Below are 16406 nucleotides of genomic sequence, written 5' to 3'. Positions count from 1 at the left end.
GCATTTAAAGTCAGGACGGGGCGTGTTCAGGCCGTTGTTGACGCTGCGCCACCCAGAACTCCACCAGCTCACGCAATTGTGATAACTCCACCGGCTTGGCCATGTGCCCGTCCATCCCCGCCTGGCGTGCGCGTTCTTTGTGCTCCGAGAGGATATGCGCCGTGAGCGCTACCACGGGTGTGCGAATGCGCTGGTGGCTGACTTCCCACGCCCGCAGTTGCTGGGTAGCCGAGAAACCATCGAGAACCGGCATCTCACAGTCCATCAACACCAGGTCATAACGCTGGGCCTTCATCGCCTCGAGGGCTTCCTCACCGTTGCTGGCGGTATCCGGGTCGAGGTTGAGCTTGCCGAGCATGCCGCGAATCACTTTGGTGGAGATGCTGTTGTCTTCGGCCACCAGGATCCTGAAGTCGCTGGGCACGGTCACCGCCGCCGGGACGCTGAGGGGCGGACGGGGCTGCACGCCACCTTTGCTGCGTTGGGTCAACTCGTCGGCCAGGGTGGTCTTGAGGGTGTAACCGGCAACCGGCTTGGCGAGGATGCGCTTGATCCCGCAGTTACGCGCGATGATCTTGCTCGGCGCATTGCTGATGCCGGTGAGCATGATCAGCAGGATGTCGTGGTTCAGGCTCGGGTCTTCCTTGATCTTCGCCGCCAGTTGCATGCCGGTCATGCCGGGCATGTTCTGGTCCAGCAGCACCACATCGAAGTAATCGCGCAGGTGCGCCTTGGTGCGCAGCAAGGCCAAGGCCTCTTTACCCGACGGCACGGCGCTGACATTCAGGCCCCAGGCCGAGCATTGCTGCACCAACACTTTGCGGCACGTATCGTTGTCGTCCACCACCAGCACGCGCGCGCCTTTGAGCGGGCCGTCGAGGTCGGAGGTGGGGTGTTCCAGGCGTTCCGGGTCCAGCGGCAGGGTCAGCCATAACGTGCTGCCCTGATGGCTGCCGCTCTTGATGCCGAACTCACCGTTCATCAACAGGATCAGCTGGCGCGCGATCACCAGGCCCAGGTGGCCGCTCAAGCGGGTGGCCGAGAGGAAGTTCTTGCTGTGCAGTTCGCTGTGCAGCAGGGCCTCGCGTTCAGCGGCTTCCATTGGCAGGCCGCTGTCCTGCACGGCAATGCGCAGGCGCGGCTTGGTGCTGCGGTCATCCAGGGCGACGACGATCAGCACTTCGCCTTCGTCGGTTTTGTGCAGGGCGTTTTCCAGCAGGCTCAACAGCGCCTGGCGCAGGCGGGTCGGATCGCCGCTGATGACGCGGGGCACCTGTGGCTGGATGAAGCTGATCAACTCGACGTTCTGCTGCTCGGCCTTGGCGCGGAAGATGCTCAGGCAGTCTTCGATCAGCGCATTGAGGTCGAATTGCACGTCATCCAGCTCGATCTGCCCGGATTCGAGCTTGGAGATGTCGAGGATCTCGTTGATCAATGTCAGCAGCTCGTTACCGGCGCTGTGGATGGTTTGCACGTAGTCGCGCTGTTTCACCGACAGTGGCGTGCCCAGCAGCAGTTCGGTCATGCCCAGCACGCCGTTCATGGGGGTGCGGATTTCGTGGCTGATCTTGGCCAGGAATTCGGCCTTGGCGGCGATCTCGGCATTGCTGGCGGCCAGGTCGCGGCTGAGGCTGAAGCGGGCCTCGACAATCGCGCGCTGGCGCTCGCCCAGGGCCAGGCTCATCAACAGGCCGCTCAGGCAGATGAAGGCCAGCAATGTGACGATCAACCCCTGGGGCGACACCATCGTCAGCCCCAGCAACGCCGGGAGAATGATCAGCGTGCCGATGTTGAACACCACCATGCCCGCCACGAACAAGCGCGCCGGGCGATAGCCTTTCTGCCAGTGATACGCCGAGACAAACAGCATGCTCAGGCCCGCCAGGGCCACCAGCGCGTAGGTGATGATGTTCAGCGGCAGGGTACTGACGAACAACAGCAGCAGGCCGCACAGCACGATAAACAGGATGTCGGCCATCAACAGCTTGTTCAGCGGGTGCGGACCCAGGGGCATGAAGAAGCGATAGGCAAACATCAGCCCGCAGGGCGCTGTCAGCAGCAGGGCCAGGTAGGCGCCCGGGGTCTGGACCGCGTGCCAGTTCGGCAGCCATGGGCCTACCAGGTTGAGCAGCAGCGCCAGGCTGAGCATCAGCAGCAGTTCGCAGGCCGCCAGCCACAGGCTGCTGCGCGAGCGGTGGTAAGCGAAGCGCGTGAGGTTGTGCAGGATCAGCATCAGCAGGCAGCCGAACAGCAGGCCGTAGATCAATGTCTGGGTCTGGTCGGCGGCGGCCAGCACGGCCGGTTCCAGGGTGATATAGGGGCGCAGTTCGTGCTCGGAAACCAGGCGCAGGTAGACGTCGAGGGTCTGTTGGCTCTGGGGCATCGGCAGCATGAAGTCGTTGCTGGGCAGAGGGCGTTCCGCCTGGGGCTGGCGGTTACCGCTGCTTTGTTGCTCGATCAGGGTGTCGCCGTCCAGCACATAGAGGCTCAGGTGCGCCAGGTCCGGGGCGAATACCCGCAGCACCTGCTCGTGCTTGCCGGGTTGCAGCTTGAAACGTACCCACAACGCACCGTCCGGTTCCGCGGCGGTAATGCGGTCCAGTTCGATGGGGCTGAATTGATTGGTGTAGCGCGAGGAACGGATGTCGCTCAGCTGCAGGTCGGCCTGTTCATCAAGCAATACTGCCCAGCCACTGCCTTGCGCGGCGGCCTGGGCCGGGAACAGGCAGAGCAGCGTCAGCAGACTGACAGTAAAACCTATGGCGATCCTGAGCCAGCGCACGGCGAAATCCCTTCGTAGGTTGATGCACGGTTAACTATGCGCGGGGAGGCCTGTATACGGCAAGGGCCAGAAGCCCTTGCCTAACCGAACGGATAGCTAGCGTTACTGGCTTTCGCCACGTTCACGGGCAATGGCGCGGTAGCCGATGTCCGTGCGGTAGAAGCAGCCTTGCCAGTCGATTTTTGCGGCCAGCTTGTACGCCTGTTGCTGTGCGGCGTCGACGCTGGCACCCATGGCGGTGGCGCACAGCACACGGCCTCCGGCGGTCACGACCTTGCCGTCCTTGAGCGCGGTGCCCGCATGGAACACCTTGCCTTCCAAGGTGGCCGCCGCGTCCAGGCCTTCAATCACATCGCCCTTGGCGTAGTCGGCCGGGTAGCCACCGGCGGCCAGCACAATGCCGACGCTCGGACGTGGATCCCACTGCGCTTCAACCTTGTCCAGGGCCTGGGCCAGCGCGGCTTCCACCAGCAGCACCAGGCTCGATTGCAGGCGCAGCATCACCGGCTGGGTTTCCGGGTCGCCGAAGCGGCAGTTGAACTCGATGACTTTCGGGTTACCGGCTTTGTCGATCATCAGTCCGGCGTAGAGGAAGCCGGTGTACACATTGCCTTCATCGGCCATGCCGCGCACGGTCGGCCAGATCACCAGGTCCATCACGCGCTGGTGCACGTCGGCGGTCACCACCGGGGCAGGGGAGTAGGCACCCATGCCGCCCGTGTTCGGGCCAGTGTCGGCGTCGCCGACGCGTTTGTGGTCCTGGCTGGTGGCCATCGGCAGCACGTTCTTGCCGTCGACCATCACGATAAAGCTGGCTTCTTCGCCGTCGAGGAATTCCTCGATGACGACGCGCGAACCCGCGTCACCAAAGGCGTTACCGGCGAGCATGTCACGCACGGCGTCTTCGGCTTCCTGCAGGGTCATGGCGACGATCACGCCTTTACCGGCGGCCAGGCCGTCGGCCTTGATCACGATCGGCGCACCTTTTTCACGCAGGTAGGCCAGGGCGGGCTCGATCTCGGTGAAGTTCTGGTAGTCGGCCGTCGGGATCTTGTGGCGCGCCAGGAAATCCTTGGTGAAGGCTTTCGAGCCTTCCAGCTGGGCGGCGCCGGCGGTTGGGCCGAAGCAATCCAGGCCGCGGCTGCGGAACAGGTCTACGACACCGGCAACCAATGGCACTTCCGGACCGACGATGGTCAGGGAGACGTTTTTCTCGGCGAAGTCGGCCAGTTGCTCAAGGGCCAGTACGTCGATGGCGACGTTTTCGCACTTGGCTTCGATGGCGGTACCGGCATTGCCGGGGGCGACGAAGACTTTCTGGACCCGTGGGTCCTGGGCAACTTTCCAGGCCAGGGCGTGTTCACGGCCACCGCTGCCAATGATCAAAACATTCATTTCAAAAACCTCAAATTCTGTAGGCGCCGCTGGAGCGCTTTTAAATGTGGGAGGGCTTTTGTGGTGAGGGGGCTTGCCCCCCGCTGTGTTCACTGGAGATCCAGTGGGGCTGCTGCGCAGCTCAGCGCGGGGCAAGCCCGCTCACCACAAAAAGCCCCTCCCACATTTGGATCAGTGACGGAAGTGGCGCATGCCGGTGAAGACCATGGCAATGCCGGCTTCATCAGCAGCGGCGATCACCTCGGCATCACGCATTGAGCCACCCGGTTGGATCACGGCAGTCACGCCGGCTTTCGCGGCGTTGTCCAGGCCATCACGGAACGGGAAGAATGCATCCGACGCCATCACCGAGCCGGCCACCTGCAGACCGGCATGCTCGGCCTTGATCGCGGCGATACGCGCCGAATTCACGCGGCTCATCTGGCCTGCGCCGACACCGATGGTCTGGCGGTTCTTGGCGTAGACGATGGCGTTGGATTTAACGTACTTGGCCACTTTCCAGGCGAAGATCAGGTCGTTGATCTCTTGCTCGGTCGGGGCGCGCTTGGTCACTACCTTGAGGTCTGCGCTGCCGATCATGCCGATGTCGCGGCTCTGTACCAGCAGGCCGCCGTTGACGCGCTTGTAGTCCCAGGCAGCGGCACGTTCAGCCGACCACTCGCCGCAGGCCAGCAGGCGCACGTTGGCTTTGGCGGCCACGATGGCGCGGGCTTCTTCGCTCACGGAAGGGGCGATGATCACTTCGACGAACTGACGCTCGACGATGGCCTTGGCCGTCTCTGCATCCAGTTCACGGTTGAAGGCGATGATGCCGCCGAAGGCCGATTCGGTGTCGGTGGCGTAGGCCAGTTCGTACGCCTGGCGGATGCCGCCCTCAGCGTCCGGGCTCACGGCCACGCCGCACGGGTTGGCGTGCTTGACGATCACGCAGGCCGGCTTGACGAAGCTCTTCACGCATTCCAGCGCGGCGTCGGTGTCGGCCACGTTGTTGTAGGACAGTTCTTTGCCTTGCAGTTGGGTCGCAGTGGCGATGCCCACTTCGGCAGGCTTGGCCTCCACGTAGAACGCCGCGCTCTGGTGCGGGTTCTCGCCGTAGCGCATTTCCTGGGCCTTGATGAACTGGCTGTTGAAGGTGCGCGGGAACTGGCTGCGGCCTTCTGTGCTCAGGGTTTCGGCGGCCTGGTTCACGGTGCCCATGTAGTTGGCGATCATGCCGTCATAGGCGGCGGTGTGTTCGAACGCCTTGAGCATCAGGTCGAAACGCTGGGCGTAGCTCAGGCCGCCGGCTTTCAGGCTTTCCAGCACGTGGGCGTAGTCGCTGGCGTTGACCACGATGGCCACGTCTTTGTGGTTCTTGGCCGCCGAGCGAACCATGGTCGGGCCGCCGATATCGATGTTTTCGATGGCGGTCGGCAGGTCGCAGCCCGGCTTGTTGATGGTGGCTTCGAACGGGTAGAGGTTGACGGCCACCAGGTCGATCGGCTTGATGCCATGCTCGGTCATGATGGCGTCGTCGATGCCGCGACGGCCGAGGATGCCGCCGTGGATTTTCGGGTGCAGGGTCTTGACGCGACCGTCCATCATTTCTGCGAAACCGGTGTAGTCCGCCACTTCCACTGCGGCCACGCCGTTGTCCTGCAGCAGCTTGAAGGTCCCGCCCGTGGAGAGGATTTCCACGCCCAGGGCTTCCAGCTCCCGGGCAAATTCGAGGATCCCGGTCTTGTCGGAGACACTGATCAAGGCGCGGCGGATCGGCAGGCGGGTAGTCTGGTCGGTCATTTCAATTTCCATCAAAAGCAAAGGAGTCAGCAAAAAAGGCGACCGGTTTTACGCGGGCGCCTTTCTGGTTTGATTGAATGCTTACAGCAAATCGTATTGCTTGAGCTTTTTGCGCAAGGTGCCACGGTTGAGGCCCAGCAGCTCACTGGCTTTGGTCTGGTTGCCCTTGACGTAGTTCATCACGCTTTCGAGCAGGGGCGCCTCGACTTCGGAGAGCACCAGGTTGTACACGTCCGTGACGGAAGCGCCCTCAAGGTGGGCGAAATAATTATGCAGCGCCTTCTCGACACTCCCGCGAAGGGTCTGGCCTTCTTCGCTCGGCGTGTTGAGGTGCTGTTTCAAATTGACGTTGTCGCTCACGGGTGTTGTTCCACTCACTAAAGTCTCGGTCATCATCGTCATGCGGCCACCCATTCTCCGTCCCCTGCTCTCAGGCTCTTGTCTCGTTCGGCAAAAAACTCACGAACGGCGGTGACCTGTGCTTGCGTTTCATCCAAACGATTGAACCCGGCGCGAAACTCCCTGGCGCCTGGCAGGGTTGCGAGATACCAACCCACATGCTTGCGAGCAATACGCACGCCCATCACCTCTCCATAGAAGGTGTGAAGTGCAGCCAGATGCTCTAGCAGAATACGTTCCACCTCGACCAGTTCCGGCGCCGGCAGGACTTCACCCGTACGCAGGAAATGCTCGACCTCACGAAAAATCCACGGCCGCCCCTGGGCGGCCCGGCCAATCAACACACCATCGGCACCGGTGGCGTGCAGCACGCGCCGGGCTTTTTCGGCCGAGTCGATGTCGCCATTGGCAAATACCGGCATCGACACCGCCTGCTTGATCGCGGCGATGGTGTCGTACTCGGCTTCACCGGTGTAAAGGTCGGCGCGGGTGCGACCATGCACCGCCAGCGCTGTAATGCCTGCCTGTTCGGCGATCTTCGCCACCGTCAGGCCGTTCTTGTTGTCCCGGTCCCAACCGGTACGAATCTTCAGGGTCACCGGCACATCCACTGCGGCAACAACGGCCTGCAGGATCTCGGCAACCAACTGCTCATCTTTCAACAGCGCGGAACCGGCGGCCTTGTTGCAGACCTTCTTGGCCGGGCAGCCCATGTTGATATCGATGATCTGTGCGCCCAACGCCACGTTGGCCCGGGCCGCATCCGCCAGCATCTGCGCATCACCCCCGGCGATCTGGACCGAGCGGGGCTCGGGATCACCTTCGTGGATCATGCGCATCCGCGATTTGCGGGTGTTCCACAAGCTCATGTCGCTGGTGACCATTTCCGAGACTACTAGACCCGCGCCCAAACGCTTGCACAGCTGACGAAAGGGCTGGTCGGTGACGCCCGCCATCGGGGCGAGAATCAAGCCATTCTGCAATGTATATGGGCCGATGCGTACCGCCGACATAGGACTTCCCTGTTGTGGGGCCGGATCATTAGAGTTCGAAAAAGGGTTGGCATGATACCCGCTCTCGATGACTGGATAAAGGCTGAATTGGATAAAATCTGAACAGTTATTTCTTTATCGCCGCCGGTTTGGATGGGCGGGGCCCAGTCAATACTCCACCGTCAAGCGACGGTGCGTAGGCCGATTCACTCGGGCGAGTGGAAGCTCAGGCTGTAATTCACGGCTTTATTGCCCGGATCGAGGATATCCAGGGAGATATGGATCGGGGTTTGTGATGGCATTTCGCTCACCCCGGCCAACTCGCCGCTCAGGTATTCGGCGGGCTTGAAGCGACGACTGGCAATCAGGTTGCCGTTGAGGTCGGCGAAACGCAGTTCCAGCAGCGGAAAGGGCTGGGAGAACGTCGCGCGGTTATAGATGATCGCATCCACCACCAGCGCCCCGGCGAACTCCGGGTGGCTGCGTACCACCAGGTTACTGCTCTTGATATGGGCGATATCGACCCGCGACGGCACCGTGCAGCCCAGTGTGGGGCACAGTTGCTGGAACCATGGGCGGTAAGCGTCCTGGCGGGCCAGATCGTCGAACTGATAGGCAATGTACTGCGCAGCCAGGCCGGCGGCGGCGATCAGTACCAGCAGTATCCAGATCAGGCGACGGCCCAGGCCCTGCGGGCGTTTTTGCGCGTACAGGTGCAGAGGGTCGTCTTCCAGGTCCTGGAGCAGGTCGTCATGGACGCCGGCCTCGGGGCGTGGGCGCTTGCGATGGGATTGCACACGCTCTTCGGGCTCCGCTTCATCCGCTGCCGCTGTCAGGGGCGTGAACGGCGGGTCGGAGTGTTCATCTTCCGGGGTTGAGCGCAGCGCAGGCTCATCGTCGAGGTGCAACGACATGGAGGGCTCGGTGCGCTGCCTGGTCGCAGGGGCTTTGGCCGGTTCAGGTTCGTCTTCGGAAGCGTTGGCGCGTTCTCCAGGCGGTTCGCTGAACAGGCTGGCGGCCCATTTTTCTTCTTCGGCCTTGACGGTTTCGCGGCTGGCGCTGAGAGCGTCTTCTTTCTGCCGACGGTCGGCACCGGGCTGGCGGCGTTCCGCGCCCACGGGCAGCGTGTGCTGAATCTCGCGGCGTTCAAGCTTGGCCAGTTCCTGGTCCAGGTCCAGGTTGTCCAGGTCCAGCTCTTCGGCACTCCACTGCTTCTGGCTGATTGCCCGCTGTGGCTCAGGCGCGGCTTCGCGCACGGGCTCGATCGTGGCCGGCTGCTCCGGCGCAGGCGCCTGGGCGCGCTGCTCCAGCAGCTGGCGGGCAGCGTTGAAGACTTGCAGGCACGAGCCGCAGCGAACCACGCCGCGAGCCACGCTCAATTGGGCGTGGTTGACGCGAAAGCGGGTTTGGCAATGCGGGCACTGGGTGACGAAACTGTCGGTCATGCGGCCATCCGATTCAGGCAAGCGCTCATTCTAGCGCCGACGCCCGCTGATGCGTACCCAGCCATCACGGTTAGCGATCGGATCCAGCTCGAAATCCTTGGCGTAGGCGGCGGCGACATCTTCGCCCTGCTCGGCGAGGATGCCCGACAGCGCCAGGCGCCCGCCCGGCTTGACCAGGCTCGACAGTTGTGGCGCCAGGGACACCAGCGGGCCGGCGAGGATATTGGCGACCAGCACGTCGGCCTGCACCTGGGGCAAATCCTGCGGCAGGTAGAGCGGGAATTTGCCTTCAGGAATGTTGTTGCGCCCGGCGTTATCGCGGGACGCTTCCAGGGCCTGCACGTCGATGTCGGTGCCCACGGCTTCCTTGGCGCCCAGCAACAGGGCGGCAATCGCCAGGATCCCCGAGCCGCAGCCGAAATCCAGCACGTGGCTGTCCGTCAGGTCCTGGCCGTCCAGCCACTCCAGGCACAGCGCGGTGGTGGGGTGGGTGCCAGTGCCGAATGCGAGGCCCGGATCCAGCAGCAGGTTGACCGCGTTCGGCTCCGGGGCGGCATGCCAGCTCGGCACGATCCACAGGCGTTGGCCGAAGCGCATCGGCTGGAAGTTGTCCATCCAGCTGCGTTCCCAGTCCTGGTCTTCGATGATTTCGCTGTGATGCTCGGGCAACGGGCTGCCGGTGAGCAATTCCATATGGGCCAGTACGGCGGGGGCATCGGTGCCGTCTTCGAACAGGGCCAGCAGATGGGTGTGGGACCACAGCGGGGTGGTATTCAGCTCGGGTTCGAAGATCGGCTGGTCTTCGGCGTCCATGAAGGTCACCGAGACGGCGCCCACTTCGAGGAACGCGTCTTCGTAGGTTTCGGCTTGTTCTGGGCTGATGGCGAGACGGACTTGCAGCCAAGGCATGGCGGGCACCTTTGAAAAAAATGAGTGTGCAGCGGGGTAGGCTGCGAAAGCGCGCAAGTTTACGCGAGCGAACAGCATAAGACGACATTACTGAGTGAATGCGGACCAAATGTGGGAGGGGCGGTGTGCAGAAACAACAAAGCCGCCCGAAGGCGGCTTTGTTGGGTGGAACACTTACTGGTTGGCCAGCTTGTGTTCCAGGTAGTGAATGTTCACACCACCTTCGCAGAAGCCTTCATCACGAACCAGGTCCCGGTGCAGCGGGATGTTGGTCTTGATGCCGTCGACCACGATTTCGTCCAGGGCATTGCGCATACGGGCCATGGCCTCGTCGCGGGTCGCGCCCCAGGTGATCAGCTTGCCGATCAGCGAGTCGTAGTTGGACGGAACCTTGTAGCCGCTGTACAGGTGCGAATCCACACGTACGCCGTTGCCGCCGGGCGCGTGGAAATGCTTGACCAGGCCAGGGCTTGGGATAAAGGTCTTCGGGTCTTCGGCGTTGATCCGGCACTCCAGGGAGTGACCGTGGATCTTCACGTCGTCCTGGGTGAAGGACAGCACGTTGCCGGCGGCGATGCTGAGCATCTCCTTGACGATGTCGATACCGGTGACCATCTCCGACACCGGATGCTCTACCTGCACGCGAGTGTTCATCTCGATGAAGTAGAAACGGCCGTTCTCGTAGAGGAACTCAAAGGTACCGGCGCCACGGTAGTTGATGTCGATGCACGCCTTGACGCAGCGAGCCAGGACTTCCTGACGCGCTTTTTCATCCAGGCCCGGTGCCGGGGCTTCTTCCAACACCTTCTGGTGACGACGTTGCAGCGAGCAATCGCGATCGCCCAGGTGGATGGCGTGGCCCTGGCCGTCGGACAGTACCTGCACTTCCACGTGACGTGGGTTGGTCAGGTACTTCTCCAGGTAGACCATCGGGTTGCCGAACCAGGCAGCCGCTTCGGAGCGAGTCTGCTTGGCCGCTTCGATCAGCTCTTCTTCCTTATGCACCACGCGCATGCCGCGACCACCACCGCCACCGGCGGCCTTGATGATCACCGGGTAGCCGACTTCGCGACCAATGCGCAGTGCGGTTTCCTCGTCTTCAGGCAGTGGGCCGTCGGAGCCAGGAACGGTTGGCACGCCGGCGGCGATCATGGCGTCCTTGGCCGAGACCTTGTCGCCCATCAGGCGAATGGTTTCGGCTTTCGGGCCGATGAAGGCAAACCCGGATTTTTCCACCTGTTCGGCGAAATCGGCGTTTTCCGCGAGGAAGCCGTAGCCCGGGTGGATGCCATCAGCGCCGGTCACTTCAGCGGCGGCGATGATGTTCGAGACTTTCAGGTACGAGTTCGTGGCCAGTGGCGGGCCGATGCAGATGCTCTCGTCCGCCAGTTTCACGTGCATCAATTCGGTATCGGCCGTCGAGTAAACAGCGACGGTCTTGATGCCCTCTTCCTTACAGGCGCGCAGGATACGCAGCGCGATCTCGCCGCGGTTGGCGATCAGGACTTTTTGCAGTTTCTTCGCAGGTTTCAACATCGAAGGCGCTCCGCGGTTCAAACGATGGTGAACAGCGGCTGGTCGTACTCAACCGGCTGACCGTTTTCTACCAGGATGGATTCGATGACGCCGGCTTTTTCGGCCGTGATGTGGTTCATCATCTTCATCGCTTCAACGATGCAGATGGTGTCGCCCACTTTCACGGTCTTGCCTACTTCAACGAAGGCTGGCGAGGTCGGTGCCGGGGTGCGGTAGAACGTACCGACCATTGGCGACTTGACCACGAAACCGTTCAGCGCAGGGGCTGCAGGTGCGGCAGGTACGGCAGGTGCGGCGGCGGCAGCAGGCGCGGCGGCCGGAGCAGCAGCCGGTGCCGGTGCTTGCATCTGTGGTGCGTAGAACTGTTGGGCCGGGGTCTTGCTGTGGCGGCTGATCCGTACGGACTCTTCGCCTTCCTTGATTTCCAGCTCGTCGATACCGGATTCTTCCAGCAGTTCGATCAGTTTCTTAACTTTACGGATATCCATGAATCATCAACTCCCAAGGGTCGGTCAGGGGCGCTTGGCCGGTTGTTCAAGCTGTTCCAGGGCGGCCTCCAGGGCCAGTCGGTAACCGCTGGCGCCAAGGCCGCAGATCACTCCTACCGCAACGTCGGAGAAGTAAGAGTGATGGCGGAAAGGTTCACGTTTGTGCACGTTCGATAAATGCACTTCGATGAATGGGATGCTCACCGCCAGCAGCGCGTCACGTAATGCAACGCTTGTGTGCGTAAAAGCGGCGGGATTGATCAGGATAAAGTCCACACCTTCGCTACGGGCGGCATGGATGCGATCAATCAATTCATACTCGGCATTGCTTTGCAGGTAGAGCAGATGGTGGCCGGTTTCACGTGCCCGTCGTTCCAGGTCAAGGTTGATCTGATCGAGGGTCACTGCCCCGTAGACGCCCGGTTCACGGGTGCCGAGCAGGTTCAGGTTGGGTCCGTGAAGAACCAGTAAGGTCGCCATCGGCTGTTCCTTGTTATTGATGTGGGCAAGGCAGAACCCGGCGACTATGCCGCAAAGCCTTTGTGACTGTCCAGTTCTATGCAGTAGGCGGCACGATTAGCGAGGATTGCGCAAAATTTGTGACTGGGGGTCGGGATCCGGTCATGGGTAATACGCCCTTGAATCCCGTGGAGATCAAATGTGGGAGGGAGCAAGCCCCCTCCCACATTTTGATCTTCATTTGATTTTGGATCTTCATGGGGTCGGTCAGACACGGAACGCCTGCACAGCCGTATTGAGCTGCCCACCCAGCACCAGCAAATGCTCACCCTGGCTGCGGCCCTGGCCGATGCGCAGCAAATTATCCTCGCCGAGCTGATGAATCCGCTCGCTGTTGTCGCGAATCTCACTCACGGCGCCACTTTGCTGCGCCGTTACATCGGCAATCCGCACGGCGGTGTCGGAAATGGTCTGGATCGCGCCGACGATTTCATCCAGCGCGCCATCCGCAGCCTGGGCTTGCTGGGCGGTAGCCTCGGCGTGTTCAACCTGGGCGCGCATGCCCTGCACCGATTGGTGCGCAGCGGTTTGCAGGCCGGTGATCAAGCCCTGGATTTCGGCGGTGGCGCCAGCGGTGCGTTGGGCCAGGGTGCGCACTTCGTCAGCGACTACGGCAAAGCCGCGCCCGGCCTCACCGGCGCGTGCGGCTTCGATGGCGGCGTTGAGCGCCAGCAGGTTGGTCTGGTCGGCAATCGAGCGAATCACGGTCAATACGCCGCCAATGGTGGCGGACTCCTCGGCAAGTTTTTCGATCATCTGCGCATTTTGCTGCACTTCACCCACCAGCGCGTGCAGGCCGGTCAGGCTCAGGCCGATCACGCGCTGGCCTTGCTCGACCGCCTGGCCCGCGCTGCGACTGGCGCCGGCCGCCTGGCTGGCATCACCGGCGACTTGCTGGATGGTGGCTTCCAGTTCGCCCAGGGAGTCACGAATCTGCGCAGTATCCCCGGCCTGGCGCTCGGCGCCGTCGTGCAGGCCACTGCTCAGTTCGGCCAGGGCGCGGCTGCTGCCGGCCACTTCTTCGGCATTGCCACGGATGGTACCCACCAGATCCACCAGATAGGCGCGTAAACGGTTGAGGGACGCTTCGATGTCGCGCAGTTCGCGGTTGGTCTTGCCCAAGGTGATCGGTTGGCTGAAGTTGCCCTCGCCCCAGGTCGACAAGGCGGGGGCCAGGTTGGTCAGCACCCGCGCCAGGCGCCGCTGCAGGGTGTCGATCAACAGGGCGATCAGCAGAATCAGGCCGATCATCACCCCTTGCATCAGCCGCACTTCGCCCTGGATCTTGCCGTGTTGCGCGCGCACCACCGGCTCCAGGCCGGCGATGGCCTGTTGAACGGCGGCGATTTTCAAATGGGTGGCAGCGGCCAGGTCGGCGCGTTGCTGGATCTGTGTGCGGGTGCGCTTGAGTTCGGCGGGGTAGCGGGCCAGCAGGCCGTTGAGTTCGCGCTTGAGGTCGACGCCGGTGTCCTGGGCTTCGGTTTTTGCGCTGTTTTCCAGGCCCATCAAGGCCGAAAAGTCATCGGTGTTGGATTCTGCGCTGGCCTTTACCCCGAGTAATGGCAGTTGCTCCAGCAGGTCGGCCTGGCTGCGCATATTGCTGACTTCGCGTTCCACATCGTCCGCCAGTTCCGCGCGGCCGCTGCTCACCAGTTTGTCGCGAGCCAGGGACAGCTTGCCCAGGTGCTGTGAGGCCGCCAGCAGCGGCGGCAGGTAGCGCGCGGCCTCGGCGCTGTTGACGCCCTTGGCGTACTGGCTCAACTGCTCCAGGTTGGCGCCCAGCTCCCGCTCGGCCTGCAGCAACAGGGCTTGTGGGTCACCTGCCAACTTACCGGCCGCCAGCAGGTCGGTCTTGCTGAAGGCATTCAGGTCCGCAAGGCTGGGGCGCAGGTTCTGCGCGAGGTCGGCGGGCAGTTCATCCAGGTGCTGCAACAGGCTTTCCAGGCTCTGGCTGGCGCTGCTCAAGCGCAATGCATCACCGCTGCCCAGATAGTCGTCGATATTGCGTGCGGCCTGGTTCTGGAAGGTCTGTGACAGGCCGAGGTAGCGCTCCATCAGCAAATAAGGCCGTTCCAGCGCCCGTTGCGACCACCACAGCGTCGCTCCAAGTGCCAGGCACACGGCCACCAGCAGGAGGGTATTGAGATTGGTCAGCAGCTTCAGGCGCATGCGGGGTATCAACCGACAGCAAAAGGTAAGTGCCTGAAGTTATTGCGTTTTCATTACAGGGTTATGACGGAATCAGTGGATTCTGGTGAAAAGGTGGCACTTTGCTTTGACGTGCGCGCCGCTTGCACGCGGTTACGCCCGGCATCCTTGGCGCGGTACAGCGCCTCGTCGGCCTGGGCGGCCATCATCAGGCTGTCGGAGCCGTCACACAGCTCCACCACCCCGGCGCTGAAGGTGCACCACAAATCCTGCGGCTGCGCCGGGTAGTGAATCTCGGCAAAGCGCCCACGAATTTCATCCAGTACCTTGCAGGCCGATTCCAGGTCGGTGTCGGGCATCACGATGGCGAATTCTTCACCGCCGTAGCGGCCGATGTAGTCGGTCTTGCGCAGGCGTTGCTTGAGAAACAGCGCCAGGCTCTTGATCACGCGGTCGCCCATGGGGTGGCCGTGGCTGTCATTGACCCGCTTGAAGTGATCGATGTCGAGCATGGCAAAGCTCAACGGCTTGTTCTCGCGGCGCGCGCGGAAACTGCAGTCTTCAAGCAATTGCAGGATATGGGTGTGGTTGTACAACCCGGTCAGGCTGTCGCGCACCATCCGCGCCTTGAGGTTGCGCGCACGGGCGGCGCGGTTGCGCACCGTGGTGATCAGGTGGCGCGGCTTGATCGGTTTGGTGAGGAAGTCGTCGCCGCCTTCGCTCATGGCGTCCAGCTGCTTGTCCAGGTCGTCTTCGGCCGACAGGTAGATGATCGGCACACTGACGTAACGGTCATTGTGGCGAATGACCTTGGCCAGTTCGGTGCCGGTACAGGCCGGCATGTACATGTCGAGGATGATCAGGTCGGGCTGGAAGTCTGCCAGCTCGGCCATGGCCTGGATCGGCTCGATCAAGGTGCGGGTGACGATGCCGGCACTGTTGAGCAAGCGCTCGGTGTGCAGCGCCTGGGCCCGCGAGTCATCGATGATCAGCACTTTGTACGGTTCGTACTGGGCGACGCAGGTCAGTACTTCGATCTTTTCCAGCAGGCTGGAGGCTTCCAGCGTGCCGGTGAGGAATTCCTGGCCGCCGGCGCGCACGGCGGCGAGGCGAGTAGGGGTGTCGGTTTCGTGCAGGCTGAAAAACAACAGCGGCAGTTTATGCTCCAGGCCTTCCTGGGCTTCGGCGGCGAGCTTGAGGCCCAGGCCGGCGCCGCAGAAATCCACGTCCATCACGATCGCCGACGGCAGGCGCTCGGCCAGGGACGCGCGAAACGCCGCGACGCTGTCCAGGGATTGGGCGCTCATGCCAAAGAATTCCAGCTGCTTGGCCAGGCGCTCGGCGCGGTCGTGATCGGCCAGCATCACGTAGATCGGCTTGCGCATCGGCGGCAGGAAGGTTTGTTCCAGTTGGTCGCCCTGGCGCAGGCCGGTGCGGGACAGGCGCTGCATCAAGCGGTTGAGTTCGGTGATCAGGTGGCTGCTCAGGCGTCCGCGGTTTTCGTCGACGGCCTTGAGCGATTCGCCGATGTGCCGGGCCAGTTGGCCGTGTTCGGGTTGTTCGAAGCGCTCGGCGAAGCGTTGCAGGCGCAGGTTGGCCTCGCTGAGTTCGGAGAGGTCGGCGCCTGACCATTCGCTGCGTTGCAGGCGCTGCCAGATCTCAAGAATTTGACGTGCCTGATGAATTACCCGCTGGGCAAAATGCTGCTTGAGACGCTCACGGCTGGGGTCTTCTGGCTCGGTCATATCCTGACTACTAGTGAGGGTGCATGCTGAGGTCGAACTGATGGCTCTATGCTAGCACCTCTTTCCAATGGGATGAGTGTCATATGTCAATTAACTGCGTGTCCCTGATATTCAGTTGGTGACCTGACGGTCGCGCAGCTTAAAAAGCGTGCATCCTTTATAGTCGAATGCTTGCCGTATGCACGTTTGGTGAAAAGCCCCGCATGGGCGGGCACGATGGGGTAGGGTTGTGGTCGGAGTGTTTGAACGCACGCCCTCAATTCAAGTGC

At 62.3% G+C, this 16406-nt stretch carries 12 protein-coding genes; all 12 read right to left on the bottom strand.

The window, feature by feature from the left end:
• Positions 1–10 precede the first annotated feature (10 nt).
• The gene (locus tag PspCFBP13509_RS03765) at positions 11–2782 is read right to left on the bottom strand and encodes a hybrid sensor histidine kinase/response regulator (protein WP_027607753.1); all 2772 of its coding nucleotides are present in this window, start codon (positions 2780–2782) and stop codon (positions 11–13) included.
• Positions 2783–2884: 102 nt separating this feature from the next.
• Positions 2885–4177, bottom strand: a complete 1293-nt coding sequence (gene purD / locus PspCFBP13509_RS03760) for a phosphoribosylamine--glycine ligase (RefSeq protein ID WP_065925564.1) — start codon at positions 4175–4177, stop codon at positions 2885–2887.
• A 171-nt stretch (positions 4178–4348) separates the two neighbouring features.
• Entirely contained in the window at positions 4349–5956 is a 1608-nt protein-coding gene (gene purH, locus PspCFBP13509_RS03755) for a bifunctional phosphoribosylaminoimidazolecarboxamide formyltransferase/IMP cyclohydrolase (protein ID WP_065925563.1), read from the bottom strand.
• Positions 5957–6037: 81 nt separating this feature from the next.
• Positions 6038–6358: a DNA-binding transcriptional regulator Fis gene (gene fis, locus PspCFBP13509_RS03750; protein WP_002555375.1), complete on the bottom strand. Its 321-nt coding sequence runs from the start codon at positions 6356–6358 to the stop codon at positions 6038–6040.
• A complete protein-coding gene (gene dusB / locus PspCFBP13509_RS03745; RefSeq protein WP_065925562.1) occupies positions 6355–7368 on the bottom strand; it encodes a tRNA dihydrouridine synthase DusB in 1014 nt (337 codons plus the stop codon). The genes fis and dusB overlap by 4 nt, the downstream gene beginning before the upstream one ends.
• 185 nt (positions 7369–7553) lie before the next feature.
• Complete coding sequence (locus PspCFBP13509_RS03735) at positions 7554–8792, bottom strand: DUF3426 domain-containing protein (protein WP_137211582.1); 1239 nt, start codon at positions 8790–8792, stop codon at positions 7554–7556.
• Between the two features lie 30 nt (positions 8793–8822).
• Positions 8823–9701: a 50S ribosomal protein L11 methyltransferase gene (prmA, locus tag PspCFBP13509_RS03730; RefSeq protein WP_137211581.1), complete on the bottom strand. Its 879-nt coding sequence runs from the start codon at positions 9699–9701 to the stop codon at positions 8823–8825.
• 174 nt (positions 9702–9875) lie between these two features.
• Positions 9876–11237, bottom strand: coding sequence for an acetyl-CoA carboxylase biotin carboxylase subunit (accC, locus tag PspCFBP13509_RS03725; RefSeq protein ID WP_027607998.1), 1362 nt, complete (start codon positions 11235–11237; stop codon positions 9876–9878).
• A 17-nt stretch (positions 11238–11254) separates the two neighbouring features.
• On the bottom strand, positions 11255–11725 hold the full coding sequence (accB, locus tag PspCFBP13509_RS03720; protein WP_137211580.1) for an acetyl-CoA carboxylase biotin carboxyl carrier protein: 471 nt from the start codon (positions 11723–11725) through the stop codon (positions 11255–11257).
• Positions 11726–11749: 24 nt separating this feature from the next.
• On the bottom strand, positions 11750–12205 hold the full coding sequence (aroQ, locus tag PspCFBP13509_RS03715) for a type II 3-dehydroquinate dehydratase (RefSeq protein WP_137211579.1): 456 nt from the start codon (positions 12203–12205) through the stop codon (positions 11750–11752).
• Between the two features lie 246 nt (positions 12206–12451).
• The gene (locus tag PspCFBP13509_RS03710) at positions 12452–14413 is read right to left on the bottom strand and encodes a methyl-accepting chemotaxis protein (protein WP_074848654.1); all 1962 of its coding nucleotides are present in this window, start codon (positions 14411–14413) and stop codon (positions 12452–12454) included.
• Positions 14414–14466: 53 nt separating this feature from the next.
• Positions 14467–16137: a response regulator gene (locus tag PspCFBP13509_RS03705; RefSeq protein ID WP_074848656.1), complete on the bottom strand. Its 1671-nt coding sequence runs from the start codon at positions 16135–16137 to the stop codon at positions 14467–14469.
• Between the last annotated feature and the right edge of the window lie 269 nt (positions 16138–16406).

Origin of the sequence: Pseudomonas sp. CFBP13509, from assembly GCF_005233485.1 — a bacterium.
GTDB classification, from domain to species: Bacteria; Pseudomonadota; Gammaproteobacteria; order Pseudomonadales; family Pseudomonadaceae; genus Aquipseudomonas; species Aquipseudomonas marginalis.
The sequence above is the reverse complement of the archived record's forward strand: the minus strand, read 5'-3'. Positions and strand labels throughout refer to the sequence as shown.

Coding starts and splice junctions, on each gene's coding strand:
- purD (WP_065925564.1), bottom strand. CDS start 4,177: ATGAATGTTTTGATCATTGGCAGCGGTGGCCGTGAACACGCCCTGGCC.
- purH (WP_065925563.1), bottom strand. CDS start 5,956: ATGACCGACCAGACTACCCGCCTGCCGATCCGCCGCGCCTTGATCAGT.
- fis (WP_002555375.1), bottom strand. CDS start 6,358: ATGACGATGATGACCGAGACTTTAGTGAGTGGAACAACACCCGTGAGC.
- dusB (WP_065925562.1), bottom strand. CDS start 7,368: ATGTCGGCGGTACGCATCGGCCCATATACATTGCAGAATGGCTTGATT.
- PspCFBP13509_RS03735 (WP_137211582.1), bottom strand. CDS start 8,792: ATGACCGACAGTTTCGTCACCCAGTGCCCGCATTGCCAAACCCGCTTT.
- prmA (WP_137211581.1), bottom strand. CDS start 9,701: ATGCCTTGGCTGCAAGTCCGTCTCGCCATCAGCCCAGAACAAGCCGAA.
- accC (WP_027607998.1), bottom strand. CDS start 11,237: ATGTTGAAACCTGCGAAGAAACTGCAAAAAGTCCTGATCGCCAACCGC.
- accB (WP_137211580.1), bottom strand. CDS start 11,725: ATGGATATCCGTAAAGTTAAGAAACTGATCGAACTGCTGGAAGAATCC.
- aroQ (WP_137211579.1), bottom strand. CDS start 12,205: ATGGCGACCTTACTGGTTCTTCACGGACCCAACCTGAACCTGCTCGGC.
- PspCFBP13509_RS03710 (WP_074848654.1), bottom strand. CDS start 14,413: ATGCGCCTGAAGCTGCTGACCAATCTCAATACCCTCCTGCTGGTGGCC.
- PspCFBP13509_RS03705 (WP_074848656.1), bottom strand. CDS start 16,137: ATGACCGAGCCAGAAGACCCCAGCCGTGAGCGTCTCAAGCAGCATTTT.